15 protein-coding genes and 2 riboswitches are annotated in these 16,243 nt (G+C 67.2%); of the genes, 8 read left to right on the top strand and 7 right to left on the bottom strand.

The window, feature by feature from the left end:
* The first annotated feature begins 70 nt into the window (after positions 1–70).
* Complete coding sequence (locus ASE96_RS00390) at positions 71–1,066, top strand: ribonuclease HI family protein (RefSeq protein ID WP_056424453.1); 996 nt, start codon at positions 71–73, stop codon at positions 1,064–1,066.
* Positions 1,067–1,093: 27 nt separating this feature from the next.
* Here ASE96_RS00390 and ASE96_RS00395 read toward each other — a convergent pair whose 3' ends face one another.
* From ASE96_RS00395 to ASE96_RS00420, 6 genes are all read right to left on the bottom strand, one after another.
* The gene (locus ASE96_RS00395; RefSeq protein ID WP_056424456.1) at positions 1,094–1,381 is read right to left on the bottom strand and encodes a WXG100 family type VII secretion target; all 288 of its coding nucleotides are present in this window, start codon (positions 1,379–1,381) and stop codon (positions 1,094–1,096) included.
* Between the two features lie 122 nt (positions 1,382–1,503).
* On the bottom strand, positions 1,504–3,021 hold the full coding sequence (locus ASE96_RS00400) for a sensor histidine kinase (RefSeq protein ID WP_082492504.1): 1,518 nt from the start codon (positions 3,019–3,021) through the stop codon (positions 1,504–1,506).
* A 6-nt stretch (positions 3,022–3,027) separates the two neighbouring features.
* Entirely contained in the window at positions 3,028–3,738 is a 711-nt protein-coding gene (locus ASE96_RS00405) for a response regulator transcription factor (RefSeq protein ID WP_056424463.1), read from the bottom strand.
* A 104-nt stretch (positions 3,739–3,842) separates the two neighbouring features.
* Positions 3,843–5,489, bottom strand: a complete 1,647-nt coding sequence (locus tag ASE96_RS00410) for a DNA repair helicase XPB (RefSeq protein WP_056424467.1) — start codon at positions 5,487–5,489, stop codon at positions 3,843–3,845.
* Positions 5,486–7,975 carry a helicase-associated domain-containing protein gene (locus ASE96_RS00415; RefSeq protein WP_056424468.1) on the bottom strand — a complete coding sequence of 830 codons (2,490 nt, stop codon included), beginning with the start codon at positions 7,973–7,975 and terminating at the stop codon, positions 5,486–5,488. Before ASE96_RS00415 ends, ASE96_RS00410 begins: the two co-directional genes overlap by 4 nt.
* A gap of 10 nt (positions 7,976–7,985) precedes the next feature.
* Complete coding sequence (locus tag ASE96_RS00420; protein ID WP_056424471.1) at positions 7,986–8,219, bottom strand: hypothetical protein; 234 nt, start codon at positions 8,217–8,219, stop codon at positions 7,986–7,988.
* A gap of 179 nt (positions 8,220–8,398) precedes the next feature.
* Between ASE96_RS00420 and ASE96_RS00425 the strand changes: the two genes are divergently transcribed.
* Genes ASE96_RS00425 through ASE96_RS00435 form a run of 3 tightly spaced genes read left to right on the top strand, consistent with a single transcriptional unit; the run spans position 8,399 to position 10,853 of the window.
* A complete protein-coding gene (locus ASE96_RS00425) occupies positions 8,399–8,782 on the top strand; it encodes a cold-shock protein (protein ID WP_056426482.1) in 384 nt (127 codons plus the stop codon).
* 8 nt (positions 8,783–8,790) lie between these two features.
* A complete protein-coding gene (locus ASE96_RS00430; RefSeq protein WP_056424474.1) occupies positions 8,791–9,480 on the top strand; it encodes a DUF3027 domain-containing protein in 690 nt (229 codons plus the stop codon).
* Positions 9,481–9,521: 41 nt separating this feature from the next.
* Positions 9,522–10,853 carry an MFS transporter gene (locus ASE96_RS00435; protein ID WP_056424476.1) on the top strand — a complete coding sequence of 444 codons (1,332 nt, stop codon included), beginning with the start codon at positions 9,522–9,524 and terminating at the stop codon, positions 10,851–10,853.
* 1 nt (position 10,854) lies between these two features.
* Here ASE96_RS00435 and serC read toward each other — a convergent pair whose 3' ends face one another.
* Positions 10,855–11,982 (bottom strand): phosphoserine transaminase, encoded by a 1,128-nt coding sequence (gene serC / locus ASE96_RS00440; RefSeq protein ID WP_056424478.1) that lies wholly within the window; start codon positions 11,980–11,982, stop codon positions 10,855–10,857.
* A gap of 264 nt (positions 11,983–12,246) precedes the next feature.
* Between serC and ASE96_RS00445 the strand changes: the two genes are divergently transcribed.
* The 4 genes from ASE96_RS00445 (at position 12,247) to ASE96_RS00460 (ending at position 16,243) form a co-directional block, all read left to right on the top strand.
* Positions 12,247–12,942: a metal-dependent transcriptional regulator gene (locus ASE96_RS00445; protein ID WP_056424481.1), complete on the top strand. Its 696-nt coding sequence runs from the start codon at positions 12,247–12,249 to the stop codon at positions 12,940–12,942.
* Between the two features lie 144 nt (positions 12,943–13,086).
* A riboswitch (cyclic di-AMP (ydaO/yuaA leader) is annotated at positions 13,087–13,301 on the top strand.
* 4 nt (positions 13,302–13,305) lie between these two features.
* A complete protein-coding gene (locus tag ASE96_RS00450) occupies positions 13,306–14,127 on the top strand; it encodes a M23 family metallopeptidase (protein ID WP_056424484.1) in 822 nt (273 codons plus the stop codon).
* A 137-nt stretch (positions 14,128–14,264) separates the two neighbouring features.
* A riboswitch (cyclic di-AMP (ydaO/yuaA leader) is annotated at positions 14,265–14,434 on the top strand.
* A 309-nt stretch (positions 14,435–14,743) separates the two neighbouring features.
* On the top strand, positions 14,744–15,520 hold the full coding sequence (locus tag ASE96_RS00455; RefSeq protein ID WP_056424486.1) for an NlpC/P60 family protein: 777 nt from the start codon (positions 14,744–14,746) through the stop codon (positions 15,518–15,520).
* A gap of 222 nt (positions 15,521–15,742) precedes the next feature.
* A complete protein-coding gene (locus ASE96_RS00460) occupies positions 15,743–16,243 on the top strand; it encodes an HNH endonuclease (RefSeq protein ID WP_056426487.1) in 501 nt (166 codons plus the stop codon).

The raw sequence follows: 16,243 nt of genomic DNA on the forward strand, positions 1-16,243 counted from the left end.
GCATGGCTGGCGGAAAGCTGGCGAAAGCTCCGGGGCATCGGGCCGGGCGGAGGTCTGGCAGGATGGTGCAGTGACGATTACAGCAGCAGCCGACGGTTCGGCTTTAGGCAATCCCGGCCCGGCCGGATGGGCATGGTACGTGGACGACGACTGCTGGCGGGCCGGCGGATGGCCGCACGGCACCAACAACATGGGCGAGCTCATGGCCGTGCTGGACCTGTTCCGCTCCACCGCCCACCTGTCCGGCGAGGATCTGCACATCCTCTGCGACAGCCAGTACGTCATCAACTCCGTGACCAAATGGATGCCGGGCTGGAAGCGCAAGGGGTGGCGCAAGTCCGACGGCAAGCCGGTGATGAACGTCGAGCTGCTCAAGGAAATCGACCAGGCACTGGTCGGCCGCAAGTACACCTTCGAATGGGTGCGGGGCCACGCCGGTCACGACCTCAACGAGGCGGCGGATGACCGGGCCAGGGCTGCTGCCACGGCCTTCCAGGAGGGCGTGGCCGTGCGCCAGGGCCCCGGGTTCGGCGCGGCGGCCGAGGCCGCCGTGGAGGCAGGGGCTCCGGGAGCCCAGGCATCGCCCGCTGCGGCGCAGGCAGCCTCCCGCCCGGCGCAGCCGGAGAGCGCCAGGCAGCCGTTGTTTGGTGAACCGTCCCTCTTTGACGAACCGGATCTTTTCAGCGTTCTGGACGAGGACCCGACGCCCGCGCCGGGCACTGACGCGAGCCCGGAGGTCATCGTCGAGGCTTTGGAGCGCGAGCTCCTCCTGCCGGAAACGCGCTCCGACCTGGGGCGTACCGGAGTGCTGCTGCACCCTGACTTCACCGAAATCGGGACCTCAGGCCGGATCTGGACCCGCGACGCCATGATGATGTCCCTGGAAGACAATCCGGGCGGCCCCACCGAGGTGGAGATCCTGGGTGCTGACCGGCTGGGCGAGCAGACTATTCTCCTGACATACCGCAGCCGCGCCCGGACGGGGACGGCCCTGCGCAGCTCCCTGTGGGTCCACGACGGCGCCCAATGGCGGCTCCGCTTCCATCAGGGCACGCCGGAGGCCTGAGCCTCCCTGCGGCGCGCAGGCGGCCGGTCAGCTGAACCGCTGCGTGTTGGTCAGTTCGGCCTGGGCGTAACTGGCCGCCGCGGAGTTCAGTGCCAGGTTGATCGATGCGAGGGATGCCTCCACTTTGCCCTGGGTCAGCGTCCACTCGGCCACAAGGGCCTGGAAGTTGGTGGCGGCCGAGCCGCGCCACGTGGCCTGCAACTCGTCCAGCCCCCGTTTCATGGCCTGGACGTCCGAGCCGATCCGGTCGACTGTGGCCTTGACGGTTGCTGACTTGAGCTGGAGGAGTTCCGTATCGACGGAGATAATGCTCATTGGGGTGCCCTCTCGACAGTGCCTGCTCCGGGATTTCCGGATACTGCGAGCCTAGGCAGGTCGCGGGGCGCGGGCTAAGCCCGGCCACGGTATGTGGAAAAAGCGTCAGGATCGCGGGCGCGCTACTCCCCGCGGGCGTCGTCCGGGCCGGTGTCGGTCTCGTGATCCGCAGCCGAACCGGCACTGACACTGGAGCCGGTGTCCTCCATGGACTCGTCCAGGAACGGAAGACTGACCACCAAGGTGGCGCCGCCGCCGTCGGTCTCCTCGACCCGGACGGTGCCGGCATGCGAGCCGACGATGGCCGCGACGATCGCCAGCCCAAGCCCGCTGCCACCGGTCTCCCGGGTGCGGGAGGTGTCCGCCCGGTAGAACCGCTCGAAGATCTTTGCGGCTTCCTCGGCGGGGACGCCGGGACCATGGTCGCGGACCTCGATGACGGACAGCCGGCTGCCGTCCGCCGCGGTGCGGGCGCCGACGGCGAGTTCAATGGGCGTGCCCTCGGGGGTGTAGCGCAGGGCGTTGCCCACGAGGTTCCCCACCACCTGCCGTAGTTTGGCCTCGTCGCCCACGACCGGGGCCGGCGCGGGCGGGCCGCCGTCGAGCCCGGTCAGCGAGATGACACGGCTGCGGTCGCTCGCCTGGGTGTCCACGACGGCGTCGTTGGCGATCAGCAGCAGATCGGCGGGTTTCTGCTGGAGCGGCCGCTGCTCATCGATCCTGGCAAGCAGCAGCAGGTCCTCCACCATGGCCCCCATCCGCTTGGCCTCGCTTTCGATCCGCCCCATGGCGGTCGCCACATCCTCCGGGGTGGACAGCGCGCCCTGCCGGTACAGCTCGGAGAAACCGCGGATCGTCACCAGCGGCGTGCGCAGTTCATGCGAGGCGTCCGCGGCGAAGCGGCGCATCCGTTCCTCGGAAGCCATCCGGGCGGCGAAGGCCGTTTCGATGTGGGCCAGCATGGCATTGAGCGAGCTGCCCAGCCGGCCCACCTCCGTGTTGGGGTTTTCGATTTCGACGCGCCGGGACAGATCGCCGGCAGCAATGGCCGCCGCGGTCCTTTCGACCCGTGCCAGCGGCCGGAAGGACCGGGAGATGCTCCACGTGGCGATGAAGAACGCCAGGACAAGAGTCAGCAGCCCGACGCCGACCACCACCAGGACAGCGTGTTCCATGACGGAATCGACCGGCCACAGCGGCAGCCCGATGACCACGACGGAGCTGCGCTCCTTGCTGTCCACAACGTTCAGCGCGACCACCCGCCAGTTGCGTCCGTCCGTGCCGCGGACCTGGAAGGGGGCCTGGTCGCGGGCAGCGGCTTCCTGGGAGGTGATGGTGGGGATATCCGGGTGGAGCACCTTGTTGCCGCCGAACGGCACTGCCGGCTGCCCCGGCGCGAACAGCATCAGCGAGTAGTCGGTGGGGATGCTCTGGGTCTGGTCCTGGAGCTGGCTGAAGGACTGCTGCTGGCGCACCGAGGCAATCGCGGCCCGCAGCTTGTCGTCGACCTGCCCCTGCAGATAGCTGTGCAGCAGCGTCAGGGTCCCGGCGCCGGTGGCGGTGAGGGCCACCAGCATCAGTGCGGTCATAATCGCGACGAGCTGCGACCTCAGCGACGCCGACTTCCAACGGAGCAGCAACGGAGGTCAGCGCTTCTCGGCCGTCCGCAGCACGTAGCCCACGCCCCGTTTGGTCTGGATCAGGGCCGGGCCATCGGGGTCAATGTCCACTTTGCGGCGCAGGTAGGAGATGTAGGACTCCACGATCGAGGCATCTCCGTTGAAGTCGTACTCCCAGACGTGGTCCAGGATCTGGGCCTTGGACAGCACCCGGTTGGGATTCAGCATGAGGTAGCGCAGGAGCTTGAATTCGGTGGGGGAGAGCTCGATCACCGTGCCGCCGCGGCGCACCTCGTGGGCATCGTCGTCGAGCTCGAGGTCATCGACGCGGATGACGGCGTCGTCATCCTGGAGGGGCTGCGTACGCCGCAGCACGGCGCGGATCCGCGCCACCACCTCATCGAGGCTGAAGGGTTTGGTGACGTAGTCGTCGCCGCCCACCGTCAGGCCCATGACTTTGTCTTCGGTGTCATCCTTGGCCGTCAGGAAGAGAACGGGGAAGTGCTTGCCCGCGGCCCGGAGCCGGCGGGTGACGGTGAAGCCGTCCATATCCGGCAACATGACGTCCAGGACGGCCAGATCGGGGGAATGGAGATCGGCCGCCGCCAGGGCTTCGCGCCCGTTGGCCGCCGAGACGACTTCAAAGCCGGCAAACCGCAGGGACGTGGACAGCAGCTCGCGGATGTTCGGTTCATCATCGACGACGAGCAGCTTGGCTTCGGGACCGTTCTTCTTCATGACTCCCATGATGCTCCCAGACTCTGGGAGTTTTCTGAATGGCTCATGTGTGTTGCATGTTCCCGGGGTGCCAGGAATTTCCGGGAACAGGCATTGCCGGGCGCCTAAATCGCCGTCCCGACGTCCTTGGCATCCATGATCCGGTAGGCGTACCCCTGCTCGGCAAGGAAGCGCTGGCGTTTGGCCGCGAAGTCCTGGTCCAGCGTGTCCCTGGCCACCAGGGAGTAGAAGCGTGCGGCGCGGCCGTCCTTCTTGGGCCGCAGCAGCCGGCCGAGGCGCTGCGCCTCCTCCTGCCGGGAGCCGAAGGAGCCCGAGACCTGGATCGCCACAGACGCCTCGGGCAGGTCGATGGAGAAGTTCGCGACCTTGGACACCACCAGGGTCTGCACTTCGCCGGCGCGGAAGGCGTCAAAGAGCTTCTGGCGTTCCTTGACGGACGTGTCGCCCTTGATCACCGGCGCCTGCAGGCGCTCGCCGATCTCGTCCAGCTGGTCGATGTACTGGCCGATCACCAGCAGTTGCTCGCCCGCGTGCTCGGCGACCAGCCGTTCCACCACCAGGGTCTTGGACTCGGACGTGGCGCACAGCCGGTACTTGTCCGCGTCCTCGGCCATCGCGTAGGCCACGCGTTCGTCGCGGGGCAGGTCGATCCGGACCTCGACGCAGTCGGCCGGCGCGATGTAGCCCTGCGCCTCGATGTCTTTCCACGGCGCGTCGTAGCGCTTCGGCCCGATCAGGCTGAAGACCTCGCCCTCGCGGCCGTCTTCACGGACCAGCGTGGCGGTGAGGCCGAGCCTGCGGCGGGCCTGCAAATCCGCGGTCATCCGGAAGATCGGCGCGGGCAGGAGGTGGACCTCGTCATAGATGATGAGCCCCCAGTCGTTGCCGTCCACCAGCTCCAGATGGGGGTAGAGCCCGCCCCGCTTGGTGGTCAGGACCTGGTAGGTGGCGATCGTGACGGGCCGGACCTCCTTGACGGAGCCGGAGTATTCGCCGATCTCCTCCTCGGTGAGGGAGGTCCGCTTCAGCAGCTCGTCCTTCCACTGCCGGGCGGACACCGTGTTGGTCACCAGGATCAGCGTCGTGGTGGAGCTGGTGGCCATCGCGGCGGCGCCCACCAAGGTTTTGCCGGCGCCGCAGGGGAGCACGACGACGCCGCTGCCGCCGGCCCAGAAGTTCTCCATCGCCAGCTGCTGGTAGGGGCGGAGCTTCCAGCCGGACTCGTCGAGCATGATGGGGTGCGGCGTGCCGTCGACGTAGCCGGCCAGGTCCTCGGCCGGCCAGCCGATTTTCAGCAACAGCTGCTTGAGCTGGCCGCGCTGGGAGGAGTGCACCACCACGGTCTCACCGTCGATCCTCGGGCCCAGCAAGGGGGCGATTTTCTTGGCGCGGCTGACTTCCTCCAGCACCGGATAGTCGGAGGTACGCATGACCAGGCCGTGCTGCGGGTCCTTTTCGAGCCGGAGCCGGCCGTACCGGGACATGGTCTCTTCGACGTCGATCAGCAGGGAATGCGGCACCGGGAAACGGGAGTACTTCAGCAGCGTGTCCAGCACTCTTTCGGCGTCGAGCCCGGCGGCCCGGGCGTTCCAGAGGCCCAGCGGCGTCAGTCGGTAGCTGTGCACGTGCTCGGGGGCGCGTTCCAGCTCGGCGAACGCCGCGATGGCGTGGCGTGCTTCGGTGGCCAGTTCGTGGTCGACTTCGAGCAGGATGGTTTTGTCACTCTGGACAATCAGCGGTCCGTCGGTCACTGGAGCAATTCCTCTGCGGCTTCTACGTCGATAATCCGGTGGATGGACAGGACGCGTTCGGTTTCCTTGTCCGGATCGAACACCCGGACCCGCCCACCGTTCACAGCTACCGGAACAACTGTCTCCCGCACGGCATTCCCCAGGCCGTCGACGACGTTCATCACCACACGCTGCTTGAGCCGGATTGCCTTCTGCAGGGTTTCCAGTCCCAGCTGGGTTGCCTCCTCGCTGCCGGGTGCCGCCGCGGGATGCCCGACGGCGCCGCCCGCGGCGGGCCGCTCGCTGCGCAGCAACGCCAGCTGGGCGTCGACGTCGGCTTCCGGAGGGGCAGTGCGCGGCGCGCTATAGACCGGCCGGGCACTGCCGGGCAGCGCCGTGGTGCGGCGCAGCCGGATGCCGCCGGCTTCGGACTCCTCCACGGACGGGGACAACCCCAGGCTCCGGAGGACCTGCGCCGTGTCGCGCGGCGCCGCGTGCGAGACCAGCACGGTGGGTGCGAGCCGCACCAGGCCCAGGCCGGAGGCGCCGGGAGTGTTGAGCAGTTCGAGCAGGGCCGTTTCGTCGTCGCTCTGGATGAAGCTTGCGGCAGAGCCCACCCGCAGCCTGGCATGGCGGGCGGCGGTGTCCTCGATCAGGTACTTCAGCGGTTGAGGGATCGCCGTTGCCGAGTGCAGGCCCAGGAACTCCAGCATGGCCGCGGCATCCTGGCCCGCGTCGAGCGCGCGCCGGACCGAGGCGGTAGAGAACCGGTAGATCGTGGCCGGGCCCTGGCCTTCGGCGTCGGCCATGGTGAGGAGCTTTTCGGTGAGATCCGGTGCGAGGTAGCCGGGGGCCACCGCTGTGAGGTCCGCCTGTAGCAGCACATGGTTCAGGGCTGCCGGCAGGTGTTCGCCCAGGATTCCCATCGCCTCGTCGGGCTGCTCGGCGGCGATCGCCGCCCCGATCTGGCTGAGCGCGCCCGAGCCGATCAGCCCCAGCATCTCGGCCTCGGCCAGGACCCCCCGGATCAGGGAGCTGAAACGCCGCGCCATCCGGGGCTGGGTCCAGTCGGCGCGCTCCAACACAGCCGCGGCGTCCAGTACCGGGGCCTGCCCGTCGGCGGCCGCGGCCTCCCGGGTCAGTTCAGCCAGGATTTCCAGGATCCGTTTCCGGACCACCGGGGCGTCCGGGCGCTGGGCTTCGGCCGAGAGCGCATTGATGGTGTTGACGGCGCCGCGGTGGAGGGCCGGGACCGCGGCCTGGCCGTTGACCGGCTGCCCGACGAGGGAGGGCGCCCGCTCGCTGGCGAGCCAGGCGTTGACCAGCCAGAGCCACTGCTCCTGCCGCGGAAGCGTCAGCCACTCCAGCTGCGGCGGCTGGACCCAGGCGGAACTGTCCACGTCCAGGCGGATGAGCCCGGCCAGGGCGCACACTTCCGCCAGCACGCCGGCGTCGTGCATCTCGAGCCGGAGGCCCTCGGCCAGCCGCTTCAACTCCCGGACGCCCACACCGCCGCTGCGCAGGGTGACGAGAGGCTGCTCGCGGACGACATGGAGCAGTTCGCCGACCAGCCGCAGGGTCTCTGCGATCGCGCCCAGGGCGGCGTTGCGGCGCAGCGCCGCAGAAGTGGATCCCAGGCGCGGAACCGGGGGAGTCAGCGCAAACTTCTCGATGACAAAGCCGCCACGCAACGAGACGCCGACGCTGTGCGGAAGCTCCACGTGGGCGGCGTCCAGGGGAACCAGCAGCCCCCGGGCGAGGAGCCAGTCCACCGGCCCGACGTCGGCGGCCTCGTGCAGGACGGAAGCGCGGCGTTGGGCCTGGGGAACGGCACCCATGGCCCAGTTCCCGAACCGTGCCAGGAGTGCCGCGGTGCGGTCGGGGGCGGTGTCCAGGATCTGCCGGAGGGACTCCGGCGTGGCCGTCCAGTGCTGCAGCGACAGCGCGGCCTCCATCGGCGTCGTCGCGGGCGAGACCGCCGCGCCGCTGCGGTGCAGTTCCCCGACCAGCTGGACCACCCGCTGCGCAAAAGCCGGCTGGAGCCGCACGAGCTCTGTGTAGCTGCGCCCCAGCCCGGCCGGATAGATGCCGATCACGTCCTTGAGGCTGCCGACCGGCAGGTAGTACCGCTGCTTCGGGCCGGCGGCCGGGGCGCCGTGCGGGGGTTCCGCCCGGTGGACCAGGGCCAGTTCCTGCAGGGACTGCAGCATCTTGTCGATTGAGGCCAGTGTGGAGCCGTTGATCAGCTTCTTCAGCATTGCCGCGGAGGCGCTGTGCCCGGTGTCCGTGTTGGTGCACAGGTGCAGGGTCTCAAGGACCTGCATTTCCGGGCGGTTGAGCCGCTCCAAGGCGCGTTGCACGCTGACCCGGCCGCTGGCCCGCGCCGCGAGGGCTGCGAAGTCCGGCACGCCGGGGGTGATGAGGTCCGGCCGCGCGGTGAACAAGGCCCGCAGCGAATCATCGCTGCGTGCCTGCAGTTCCTTGCTGAGCGCGCGGATAAGGGACATCAGTGCAAGGCTACCTTTCGTCCGGTCCTCGGGTCCGGCGGCGGGCTGCCACGCCGTCGATCACGAGCAAGAGCATCAGCAGGAACGCCACGGGCAGCCCGTAGAGTGCCGTGGAGGTGATCCACACCGGCGAGGCGGCGTTGTTGAAGGCCATTGCCATCACGACGCCGACTGCCGCGAGGGACAGCACGGCGGCGACGGCCGCAACGATCAGCAGCGGCCGCCGGAAGCGCAATGGAGTCATGGAGCTAACGCTAACAGTCCGGCTTGTCCCCGCGCCCCAAACGGTCAAAGTGGGCAAGGCAGGATAACCTTGAGGGAACAGACCAACACGGTCCGGGCAGTCATACCCTGAACCCGCATATCCATGCGGATGCGGTGACCGCCGGCCGTGTCACCAGCAGAACGAAGAGGGTTGATTACGTGCCTACCGGCAAGGTCAAGTGGTATGACAAGGACAAGGGCTTCGGATTCCTCGCGGGCGAGGACGGTCAGGAAGTCTTCCTGCCGAAGTCCGCGCTCCCGGAGGGCGTAACCGAGCTCAAAGCCGGCACCCGGGTTGAATTCGGTGTGGCCGACGGCCGCAAGGGCGCCCAGGCCCTGGGCCTGCGCGTGCTGGACAAAACACCGTCCATCGCCAAAGCCAAGCGGCCCAGCGCCAAGGATCTCGCGCCGCTGGTGCAGGACCTCGTGACCGTCCTGGACAACCTGTCCGGAACGCTGTCCGCGGGCAAGTACCCGGAAGGCAACAAGGGCAAGGCGATCGCCGTCGCCCTGCGTAAGGTTGCCGACGAGCTGGACGCGTAAGGCTCCTGATGACGCCGGAGACAGATCAGACCGAGCCCACTGCCGTGGGAAGCAGCGCCGCCGGGGATAAAGCAGCAGCCGGGAACAAGAAAGCCGGAACCAAGCAGGGCCCCAAGCCGCGCGCCGGGGTCCCTGTCTGGCGTACCGGCAAGCCGGATGCTTTCCTGGCTGCCGCCGTCGACGTTGCACGTGCTGCCATTAAGGGCATCGCCCCCGCCGAGCAGATCGGCCCGCACCTGGCAGCCAAGAGCGAAGGCGACCGCCTGGTCACGCATCTCTTCGAGTCAAAGCTGCCCGGCTACGGCGGCTGGCAGTGGTATGCCGTGCTGACCCGGAACTCAAGGTCCAAGGAGGTTACGGTCGACGAGCTGGGTCTGCTGCCGTCCGAAGACTCGATCCTGGCACCCGAATGGATTCCCTGGGCGGAACGGGTCCGCCCCGGCGATGAACAAGGCGATGAAGAACTCCAGGCCGCCGCAGGCGCAGCTCCCCAGGAGGGGGCGGGCGAGGCAGCCGCCGTCGCAGCGGCTACCACCGACGCTGAGGACGCACCGGAAGACGACTCCGACGACGCCGACGGCAAAGCGGACGGTGCCGGCGACGAGTACGACACCGACGCACCGGAAGACGACGATGTCGATGACGCTGGCACCGGAGATGCTCCGAGAGACGAGTCACCGGCGACGGAGGATGACTAGCGGTTGGAACCATCAGGGGTGCTTCAGAGTGAGGGCTGGTCATGACGTCCACCTTCAAATCCCTGCACATCCTGAACTACCGGATCTGGTTCATCGGGGCGATCATTTCCAACATCGGGACCTGGATGCAGCGCACTGCCCAGGACTGGCTGGTTTTTGACCACCTGACCGAGCACGACGCCGGGGCCATGGGCATCACCATGGCCTTGCAGCTTGGCCCCCAGCTCTTCCTGGCGCCCGTGGCCGGACTGGTTGCCGACCGCTTCAACCGCAAGCACCTGCTCGTCCTGACCCAGTCCGCGATGGCAGTGCTGAGTGCAGCCCTCGGCATCCTGGTGGTTACCGGGGCCGCGCAACTGTGGCACGTTTATGCCTTTGCCCTGCTGCTGGGCGTTGTTTCCGCCCTGGATGCCCCCGTGCGCCAGACGTTCGTCTCCGAGCTGGTCCGCGACGACTACCTGCCCAACGCGGTGGCCCTCAACAGTGCCTCCTTCAATGTGGCCCGAATGATCGGCCCCGCGGTGGCGGGCATCCTCACGGTGGCGGTCGGTCCCGGCTGGGTCTTCCTGATCAACACCCTGACCTTCGTGGCGCTGCTGCTGAGCCTGTGGAAAATTCCCACCGCCTCGCTGCGCCGCCTGCCCCGGGCCGCGGCCGGAAAGGGCAGGATCCGCGAGGGACTGCGCTACGTGCGGTTCCGGCCGGACATCGTGGTGGTGCTGGTCGCGGTGTTCATTGTGGGCACCCTGGGCCTGAACTTCGTGCTGTTCATTGCGGCCATGGTGGGAACTGAATTCGGCCTGGATGCCAGCGCTTTCGGGTTGATGAACTCCATTATGGCCATCGGCTCCGTGGCCGGTGCCCTGCTGTCCGCCGGCCGCCAGAAACCCAGGCTGCGGATCATCTTCGGGGCCGCCGGGGCCTTCGGCGTGGCCTCCGGCATCGCCGCGCTGGCGCCCAGCTACTTCTGGTTCGGCGTGGCGCTGGTTCCGGTGGGGCTCTTCGCCATCACGATGATGACCAGCGCCAACGGCTACGTCCAGACGACCACGGATCCTGTCATGCGCGGCCGGGTGATGGCGCTCTACATGGCGATCTTCATGGGCGGCACGCCCATCGGAGCGCCGTTCGTGGGATGGGTCGCAAACGTTGCGGGCCCCCGCTGGTCCATGAGCGTTGCGGCGGCCGCCGGCCTGATCGCTGCCCTGATCGGGCTGGTGTGGATCATCCGGGCCAAGCAGCTGCGGATCCGGTTCGACCGCCGCGCCCGCGGGCTGCCCCACTTCCGCGTCGTGTCCGCCGTCCCGGGCGGGACCGGCCCTGCCGGGGCCGGCCCCGGCGATGCCGGCCCCGGCGGAGACGCCCGGGAATGAGCTACTTCTTCAGCTCGCCCACAACGAAGTCGATGCATTCCAGCAGCGCCGACACATCGTCCGGCTCGATCGCGACGAAGGTTGCGATGCGGAGCTGGTTGCGGCCCAGCTTGCGGTAGGGCTCGGTGTCCACGATGCCGTTGGCGCGGAGCACCTTGGCGATCGCCGCGGCGTCGATGGTGTCGTCGAAGTCGATGGTCGCGATGACGTTGGAGCGGTCCTCAGCCTGTGCCACGAACGGGGTAGCGTACTCGGAGGCCTCGGCCCAGCGGTAAATGCGGCCGGCCGAGTCCGCCGTCCGGGCGGAAGCGAAGTCCAGGCCGCCGTTCCCGTTCAGCCACTGCACCTGGGCATCGAGGGTGACGAGCGTCGCCAGCGCAGGAGTGTTATAGGTCTGGTTCAGCCGCGAGTTGTCGATGGCCGTCTGGAGATCCAGGAAGTCCGGGATCCAGCGGCCGCTGGCCTTGATCCGAGCGGCACGCTCCAGGGCTGCCGGGGAGAACAGGCCGAGCCACAGGCCGCCGTCGGAGGCGAAGTTCTTCTGCGGGGCGAAATAGTAGACGTCCGCTTCGGCGACGTCGACGTCCAGTCCGCCGGCAGCCGAGGTGGCATCAACCAGGACCAGGGAGCCCGCGTCGGCGCCGGCCACTCGCTGGACCGGGGCAGCCACGCCGGTGGACGTTTCGTTCTGCGGCCAGGCGTAGACATCGACACCGGCCTCAGCCCGGGGCGCCGGCCGGGTTCCCGGCTCGGACGTGATGATGGAGGAATCCGCGAGGAATGGCGCCTTGTTGGTGGCGGATGCGAATTTCGAGCCAAACTCGCCGAAGGACAAGTGCTGTGCCTTGTTGTCCACGAGCCCGAAGCTGGCAATGTCCCAGAACGCGGTGGACCCGCCCACGCCAAGGATGACCTCATAGCCCTCCGGAGCGCGGAAGAACTGGCTAAGCCCGTTCCGGACCGACCCCACAAGGTTCTTGACCGGCGCCTGGCGGTGAGATGTTCCCAGCAGCCCCGAAGCCGCGGCGAGGGCTTCCATCTGTTCCGGGCGGACCTTGGACGGCCCGGCGCCGAAGCGGCCGTCCTTGGGAAGGAGGTTTGCGGGAATCGTGACGTTGGTGTCGCTCACAGTGGCTCCAATTTTCGGCTGGTACAGGTGTTGGCTCGGGAGGCGGCCCGGCAGGGTGGCTGCAGCGGAGCCTGTCGTTTCATTCTGCCTGACCGCCCGGCGGAGGAGGCAAAAGCGGCCGTCATAGTCCGGTCAGTGAGATTATCCGGAGTAATTCAAAATAGGCTAAGCTGACCTGCGAACGTACGGCGGCCCCCGCCGGGGCGCAGGCAACCCGCGGTACGGTGGGAACACGCAAGGACGGCGCTCGAGGAGCTGAGCTGAATGACGGATCTGATCGATACAACCGAAATGTATCTCCGGACCATTCTGGAACTTGAAGAAGAAAACATCGTCGCCCTCCGCGCCCGCATCGCCGAACGGCTGCGTCACTCTGGCCCCACCGTTTCCCAGACCATCGGCCGCATGGAACGCGACGGTCTGGTGGTTGTTTCCGGTGACCGGCACCTTGAACTGACAGAAACCGGCCGGAAACGTGCCATTGAAGTCATGCGCAAGCACCGGCTCGCGGAGCGGCTGCTGGCTGACGTGATCGGTCTCGACTGGGCCTATGTGCATGAGGAAGCCTGCCGCTGGGAACACGTGATGAGTGAGCGGGTGGAGCGCCGGATCTTCGAACTGCTGAACCACCCCACCGTGTCGCCCTATGGCAACCCGATCCCAGGCCTTGCGGAACTGGGCGGCCTGCCTTCCCGGCCCTACACGGACGGCGTGGTGAACCTGCTCGAGGCCATGGCCGGCTACGGCCCGGATTCGCAGGTCAGGGTCAACCGGCTGGCCGAGCCCATCCAAGTGGAACCGGAACTGCTGGTCCAGCTGGATGAAGGCGGCATCCGTCCCGGTGCCCTGGTGTCGCTGGAACGGGTGGGGGAGTACATCTCGGTCCGGGTGCCGGATATCGAAGGCGCCTTGGAACTCCCGCCCGAGGTTGCGGCCCACGTCTTTGTTACGGTCGGTTAATTCGGCCTAACCGACTGGTCGTCGGACGTCCCAGGAGTTGTGCACAGTCCGATAACGGATTTATCTCTGGATGGCTTAATCGCCTATAGTTAAACACTAGTACCGATACCAAAGCGTTATCTGATCCGAAGCCGAGCTCTGCCAGCGGATCAGTAGCAGAGTCACCTTCTGGCAGGGGCGGGGGAACCACTTCCGGCTGTTTAGCAGCCTTGGGGTGAAGTCCGTCAGCGGCAAGCACATACCACCGAGGAACTCTTTTGGACGCCTCTGTGCCTGGATGCTTGCTACGGCGGACCGGGTCTTTGATCTCTCTGACCCGAATCCGACAGCTAACTTCGCAGGCTCACCAGAGAGGAACCGTTCTTGACCACCCAGACCGCCAGGGGCCGCCGTCGTGCGACCGGTCCCGCTCCGGAGCAGCGTCCGGCCGTCGCCGTTATGGCAGACCGCCCGCGTGACGCGCACCGTGACGAACGCAGAGGCCGCCGCAGTCCGTTCCGCCAGGTGACAGACTTTGCCGCCGCCAGTGGCGTGGGGCAAAAGGCGGGCATTGCCCTGGCCGCCACGGGCCTGGTCCTCACCGTCACCGTCCCCGCCACGGGTCCCGTTATGGCCACGGACGCCGGAAACTCGTCCGGATCCGTCTCGGCCGCGGTCCAGCCGGACGTCACGGCCTCCGAGGCCAAAATCGACTTCAACCGGACCGCCGTCACCACCAAGGGAGACCCGGACGGAAAGCTCAAGCAGCTGCTGAGCGCCCAGTCCGTTGGTTCGATCAGCCGGGCAGCCTCCGCGGGCAGCCTGGGGGCGCCGCTGGCACAGCTGAAGACCGCATCGCCTTTCGGATACCGCGTCAGCCCCATCACCGGCGGCTCCGGCGAATTCCACCGCGGACAGGACTACTCCGCCCAGTGCGGCACCAGCGTCCTTGCGGCGGCAAGCGGTACCGTGACCTTCAATGGCTGGCACCCCTACGGCGGCGGTAACCGCGTGGTGATCGACCATGGCAACGGCCTGGAAACCACGTACAACCACTTGTCTTCAGCCAGCGTGACCGTCGGCCAGCAGGTCTCCCGCGGCGATGTCGTCGCAATGAGCGGCACCACCGGCGCTTCCACGGGCTGCCACCTCCACTTCGAAGTCATGGTCAACGGCGAAGTCGTTGACCCCACCGGCTGGCTCTAACAAAGCTGATCGGAAGCTCTCGCATTCTTGTGACACGCCGTGATCTGAATGTGACATTGAGCCCCAACTGCTGTACCGTTTGACCTACGCCAACTTTTCCGAAGTTGGCGCTCTTGAGTGGATTGCCTAGCTCTGCCACCGCTCAAGGTCCGTTCGCATTACATCGTCTGGCAGGGGCGGGGGAACCAATTTTGGTCTTCGCAAGAAGACCTAGGGGTTAAGTCGCAAAGCTTCCCAGGAAGCAGCGCGGCCGGGTGACTCCCATCCGAATCCGACAGCTCACCTCGTAGGCATTGGGAGAGGCTACTTTCGTGTCTTCACGCCACAATGCTGCGCGTCACCGCGCTTGCGCGGCTCTTTCGAGCCCGCTGAAATCCGACTCCCGGGCTGCCCTTGCCGGCACCCGGAACGGATCTCACACCGCCGTCTCAATCTCTGCTGAGTCCGGCCCGCAGGCCATGCACCTGCACGCAGTTCCCGCTTTTGGCGCGTCTTCGCAGTACACCCTTCGCTAAGTAACCCATTTCGGGGCGATCCGGCGTACCCCCAAGATGCCGGAGCGTCCTCAGCCCGCGCCTGAAAAGCGCGGACCCAGGATCACGAAAGAGAGAACTTAATGACTACTCGTGCAATCGCACGGCACCGCGCCGAGGTCACCAAGACCAACTCGCTGGCCGTTATTGCCAAGGCTGTCGGCGACAACGCCGGCGGCATGGGCCGCCAGGCCGCAGTTATCGCTGCAGCTTCCGGCCTCGTCCTGACCAGCGGTATCGCAGCCAACGCAGCTGAGGCCAACGTTCAGCGCGAATCCACCTCCGCTTCCACGCTCGAAGTACAGTCGGCCGCCCCCGCCACCATCTCCGCTGCTTCGACCATCGCTATCTCCTACGAGAAGCCTGCCGTCACCACCACCCCGGCCCCCGTCGTCGAGGCCCCGAAGCCCGTCGTGAAGGTCCAGGAAACCCCCGAGGCCGCCGGCACCGAGGTCGGCGCAGCCGCCACCGCCAACGGCGCCACCGCGACCGCCGCTGTGGCCAGCACCAAAGCGCCGGCTGCTGCCAGCGGCATGGGCTCCACGATCGCTGCCGCTGCCTACGCGCAGATCGGCGTGGCCCAGGACTGCACCGCACTCGCCACGAACGCACTGGCCGCTGCAGGCATCAACTACCACGGCTGGCCGGCAGGGTACCTGTCCCTGGGCCGCACCGTCAGCGCCGCCGAAGCACAGCCGGGCGACCTTGCGTACTACCAGAACGGTGGCACGGGCATGGCTCACATCGCTGTTTACGTCGGCAACGGCATGGCCGTTCACGGCGGCTGGAACGGCGGAACCACGTCCCTCCAGAGCGTGAATGTCGGCTCCGGCCCCGTCTTCATCCGCGTCGGCGGCTAAAGACACCAGAACTTAGCAACACCAAGGACCCTTGCCGCCCGGCAGGGGTCCTTTGCGTTGCCGCCGCGTGAACTCCTGCCGACACGTGCCGCGGCCGCAAAAAAAGATTCGGTGAAACGGCACCTTCGTGTTTACTCTTGTTTTGTCGATCCATAGCCCGACCATGCAGAGGGCAGCCGGCCCTCGTGCCCCTGGCGGGTGCGGCCGTGAAGAGGTATGCGGATGCGCACTCTCGTTCTGAATGCTGGATATGAACCGCTGGCGGTTGTAACCTTCCGCCGGGCGCTCGTACTTGTGCTGACTGGAAAAGCCAGCGTCGTGGCGGAAGGCGACGATCCTGTCGTCGGTCCGCAGGATGTCCTTGGCCGGCCCTCGGTGATTCTCCTGAATCGCTATATCAGGCCCCGCTACAACACGATCACCGCGGTCAGCCGCCGTGGAGTGCTCCGCCGTGACGGGCACCGCTGCGCTTACTGCGGCAAGGCGGCGCACACCATCGATCATGTTCAGCCCAAATCCCGGGGCGGTGCGGATTCCTGGGAAAACCTCGTCGCTGCCTGCCTGCGGTGCAACAATGCCAAGGGCGACCATACACCGGGCGAAATGGGGTGGAAGCTCAGCTTCAGCCCCGCGCCGCCCAAGGGCACAACCTGGCAGATCAAGGAGCTGGAGAAGCCGACGCCGGCCTGGGACCCCTTCCTGCTGCCGGAATCTGCTGCCTGA

Origin of the sequence: Arthrobacter sp. Leaf69, assembly GCF_001422645.1 — a bacterium.
GTDB lineage: Bacteria > Actinomycetota > Actinomycetes > Actinomycetales > Micrococcaceae > Arthrobacter.